A 4,335-nucleotide genomic window follows, 5' to 3' on the forward strand; every position below is an offset into this window, starting at 1 on the left:
CGGGCGGATGAGGGCGTTCGACGCCTGCTGCTCGCGCACGTGCGCCGTCCAGCCCGTCACGCGGACCGCGACGAACAGCGGAGTGAACGTGAGCGTGTCGAAGCCCATGAGGTCGTAGGCCGGGCCCGAGGGGTAGTCGAGGTTGGGGTAGATGCCCTTGCGCTCGACGAACTGCGACTCGAGGGCGTCGTAGAGGGCGGCGACGTCGGGTCGGTCGTAGTGCGCCACCAGGGTGTCGAGCGCGGCCTTCATCGTGGGCACGCGCGAGTCGCCGCGCTTGTAGACGCGGTGGCCGAAGCCCATGATCTTGCGCTTGGCGGCGAGGGCGGTGTCGAGCCATGGCCCCACGTTCTCGGCCGAGCCGATCTCGGTGAACACGTGCAGCACCGCCTCGTTCGCCCCGCCGTGCAGGGGTCCCTTGAGGGCGCCGATCGCACCGACGACCGCGGAGTAGAGGTCGCTGAGGGTCGAGGCGATGACCCGCGCGGTGAACGTGGAGGCGTTGAACGAGTGCTCGGCGTACAGGATCATCGAGCGGTTGAAGGCGTCGACGACGACGTCGTCGGCCTCGTCGCCGAAGGTCATCCACAGGAAGTTCGCCGCGTAGTCGAGGTCGTCGCGGGGCGCGATCAGCTCCTCGCCGCGGCGGCGACGCTGACCGTAGGCGACCACCGCGGGCAGCTGCGCCCACAGGCGCACGGACCGCTCGAGGTTCTCTTCGGGGGTGCCGACGGCATCCATCACGTTCGAGATCCCGGCGGTCTCGCGGGCGCCGATCACGCTCACGGCCGTGCGCACCTCGTCCATCGGGTGAGCCGACGTCGGCAGCAGGTCGATCGCGGCGCGGACGTCGTCGGCCAGCGCCCGGTGCTGACGTTCGGTGACGCGCAGAGCGGCGAGCTGTGCGGCATCCGTCATCTCCCCGTTCCACAGCAGGAACGCGACCGCTTCGAACGGCTGCGTCGCGGCGAGCTCCTGCACCGGATAGCCGCGGTACAGCAGGCTGTTGGTGTCGGGGTTGACCTTGCTGATGGCGGTCTCGTCGACCGTGACGCCGGCGAGGCCCTTCTTGATGTCGGTCATCGTCTCTCCCTCGAGTCGTGCGTGGTGTTCATGCTGCCGGATGCGGTAGTGGCGGGGGTGCGGCGGGGGGTGCGAACCTTGTCCCACTTATTGCCGGTCTGGCGGCCCCACACCCGCAATAAGTGGGACGAGCACCGTCATAAGTGGGACGAGGTTCGCGAGAAGTGCGACATGGCGGCGCGGGCAGCCGGCTCGGGCCTCAGCGTTCGACGGTGAAGTCGAACACGTCGGCGTCGAAGCGCGTGTAGCCCTCGTAGTCGATGAGGTCGTACAGGTCGGCGCGGTGCTGCATCTCGCCGAGCCGGTCGCGCAGATGACCCTCAGATGCCAGGGCGTCGAGGCCCCGACCCGCCGCCCCCATCGCGAGCCGCAGCAGCGACACCGGCCAGATGACGAGGTTCACACCCGCGTCCTGCAGCTGCGCGGTCGAGAACAGCTCCGACTTCCCGAACTCGGTCATGTTCGCCAGGATCGGCACGTCGAGCGCCGCGCGCATCGCCTCGAACTCGCCCAGGTCGCGCATCGCCTCGGGGAAGATCGCGTCGGCACCGGCGTCGACCAGGGCCTTCGCGCGGTCGATCGCGGCATCCAGGCCCTCGACCGCGCGCACGTCGGTGCGCGCCATGATGAGGAAGTCGGGGTCGCGGCGCGCGTCGACCGCGGCGCGGATGCGCTTGATCGCGGTGTCGGCATCCACCACGCTCTTGCCGTCGAGGTGGCCGCAGCGCTTCGGGTTGACCTGGTCCTCGATGTGCGTGCCGGCGAGCCCCGCGTCCTCGAGGGTCTGGATCGTGCGCGCGACGTTCATCGGCTCGCCGAAGCCGGTGTCGGCGTCGATGATCGCCGGCAGGTCGGTCATGCGCGCGATCTGCTGACCGCGCCCGGCGACCTCGGTGAGCGTCGTGAGCCCGATGTCGGGCAGGCCCAGGTCGGCCGAGATGACCGCGCCCGAGATGTAGACGCCGTCGAAGCCCTTGCGTTCGATGAGCCGGGCCGACAGCGGGTTGAAGGCCCCCGGCATCCGGACGAGGTCTCCGGATGCCAGCTTCTCGCGCAGCGCGCGACGCTTCTGCTGCGGGGTGGTCTGGGCGTACAGCATCAGAACAGCCCCTTCGGCGCCGGCGCCAGGGCCAGCACGCCGGGCTTCGCGACGATCGTCAGCTGCATGACCTCGGCGGGGGTCAGCTCGGGCAGTCGCTGCACGAGCTCGAGGAACCGCTCGATCTCCTCGGGCAGCAGCACCGGCTCGGCCAGCGTGCGGAACTTGCGGATGTAGTCCTCGCGCGCGAACGGCCGTGCGCCGAGCGGGTGGGCGTCGGCGACGGCGATCTCGTCCTCGACGACCGAGCCGTCGGTCAGCGTGATGACCACGCGACCGCCGAAGGCCTTCTCGTTCGGGTCCTCGGAGTGGTAGCGGCGCGTCCACTCGGCATCCTCGGCCGTGGTGATCTTCTGCCACAGCGCGACCGTGTCGGAGCGTCCCGCGCGCTCGGGGGCGTAGGAGTCGACGTGGTGCCACGCGCCGTCCTGCAGGGCGACGGCGAAGATGTACGGGATCGAGTGGTCGAGCGTCTCGCGCGAGGCAGTCGGGTCGTACTTCTGCGGATCGTTCGCGCCCGAGCCGATCACGTAGTGCGTGTGGTGGCTGGTGTGCAGGACGATGGATGCCACGTTCGCCGGGTCCCGCAGATCGGGGCGTTCCGTGCCGAGGCGTCGGGCGAGGTCGATCCACGCCTGCGCCTGGTACTCGGCCGAGTGCTCCTTCGTGTACGAGTCGAGGATGCCGCGCTTGCTCTCGCCCTCGCCGGGCAGGGGCACGTCGTACGACGCGGCGGGGCCGTCCAGCATCCAGGCGATCACGCCGTCCTCCCCCTCGTAGATCGGCGAGGGGCTGGTCTCTCCGCGCATCGCGCGGTCGACGGCCTCGATCGCCATCTTGCCGGCGAAGGCGGGGGCGTGCGCCTTCCACGTCGAGATCTCGCCCTTGCGCGACTGGCGCGTGGCCGTGGTGGTGTGCAGCGCCTGACCGATGGCCTGGTAGATCGTGTGCTGGTCGAGGTCGAGCAGGGTGCCGATGCCGGCGGCGGCGGCGGGACCGAGGTGGGCGACGTGGTCGATCTTGTGCTTGTGCAGCGAGATCGCGCGCACGAGGTCGATCTGGATCTCGTACGCGGTGGCGAGCGCCCGCACGAGAGCGGCGCCGTCGCGACCGGCGTGCTGGGCGACCGCGAGGACGGGCGGGATGTTGTCGCCCGGGTGGGAGTAGTCGGCCGCGAGGAAGGTGTCGTGATAGTCGAGCTCGCGCACGGCGACGCCGTTCGCCCACGCCGCCCACTCGGGGCTCGAGCGGCGCTCGAGGGCGCAGCCGAACACCGTCGCACCCGGACCGCCGATCGACACCGCGTGGTCGAGCGCCTGCTGACGCGCGGCGCTGACGGGCTGACGGGTGAGGGATGCCGCGGCCACCGCCGCGTTGTCGATCAGGCGGTTCACGATCATGTCGACCACGTCGTCGTCGACGGCGACCGGGTCGACCGCGACCCGCGCGAGAGCCCAGGCGAGCTGTCCCTCACGGGCGAGGTTCTCGTCGCTGCGGTGCACGCGCACGTGGTGGGTGATCGTCATGAGGGGTCCTCCGTGAGGGCTTCGAGGATGGTGGTGAGGGCGTTGTGCAGGTGCACGTGGGTGGCGTGCGCGGCGAGTTCGGGGTCGCCGCCGCCGATCGCGCGGGCGATCAGTTCATGCTCTCGCGCCGAAGCGGAAAGGCGCAGGGGGTTGTCGCGGGCCATGCGCCGCACCCGCACGAGATGGGTGCGGACGCTGCGCAGAGCCCCCGACAGATAAGCGTTGTCGACGGCCGCGTCGATCGCCGCGTCGAAGCGGGCGATGAGTGCGTAGTACGCGTCCGCGTCGGCAGTGCCGATCGCCGTGAACTCCGCCGCCAGGGCCGTGAAGACGCGCCGATCGCCGCGCTGCGCGGCCAGTCGGGCCGCCTCGGTCTCGAGCGCGCGACGGAGTTCGAACAGCGAGCCGATGTCGTCGGCGTCGATCCCGGCGACCACCGTGACCCGCGCCGAGGCCTGGGCGACCAGCCCGTCCGAGGCGAGTCGGCGCAGCGCCTCGCGCAGGGGGGTGCGGCTGACGCCGAGGCGCGAGGACTGCTCCACTTCGCCGAGCACGGTCCCGGGGGCGAGGGTTCCGGTCTGGATCTCGTCGAGGAGGGTCGCGTACGCGCGTTCACTCGCCCGCATG

General features: G+C 70.8%; 4 protein-coding genes. All 4 read right to left on the bottom strand.

Going from position 1 to position 4,335, the window contains the following annotated elements; genetic code table 11:
• A partial coding sequence (locus QZ433_RS06805) for a bifunctional 2-methylcitrate synthase/citrate synthase (protein WP_295781056.1) occupies window positions 1–1,083 on the bottom strand: 1,083 nt, incomplete at its 3' end.
• Between the two features lie 199 nt (window positions 1,084–1,282).
• Window positions 1,283–2,182, bottom strand: a complete 900-nt coding sequence (gene prpB, locus QZ433_RS06810) for a methylisocitrate lyase (protein ID WP_295781058.1) — start codon at window positions 2,180–2,182, stop codon at window positions 1,283–1,285.
• The gene (locus QZ433_RS06815; RefSeq protein WP_295781061.1) at window positions 2,182–3,708 is read right to left on the bottom strand and encodes an MmgE/PrpD family protein; all 1,527 of its coding nucleotides are present in this window, start codon (window positions 3,706–3,708) and stop codon (window positions 2,182–2,184) included. Before QZ433_RS06815 ends, prpB begins: the two co-directional genes overlap by 1 nt.
• Complete coding sequence (locus tag QZ433_RS06820; protein WP_295781064.1) at window positions 3,705–4,334, bottom strand: GntR family transcriptional regulator; 630 nt, start codon at window positions 4,332–4,334, stop codon at window positions 3,705–3,707. The genes QZ433_RS06815 and QZ433_RS06820 overlap by 4 nt, the downstream gene beginning before the upstream one ends.
• Window position 4,335 lies beyond the last annotated feature (1 nt).

It is taken from the genome of uncultured Microbacterium sp., from assembly GCF_913776565.1.
GTDB lineage: Bacteria > Actinomycetota > Actinomycetes > Actinomycetales > Microbacteriaceae > Microbacterium.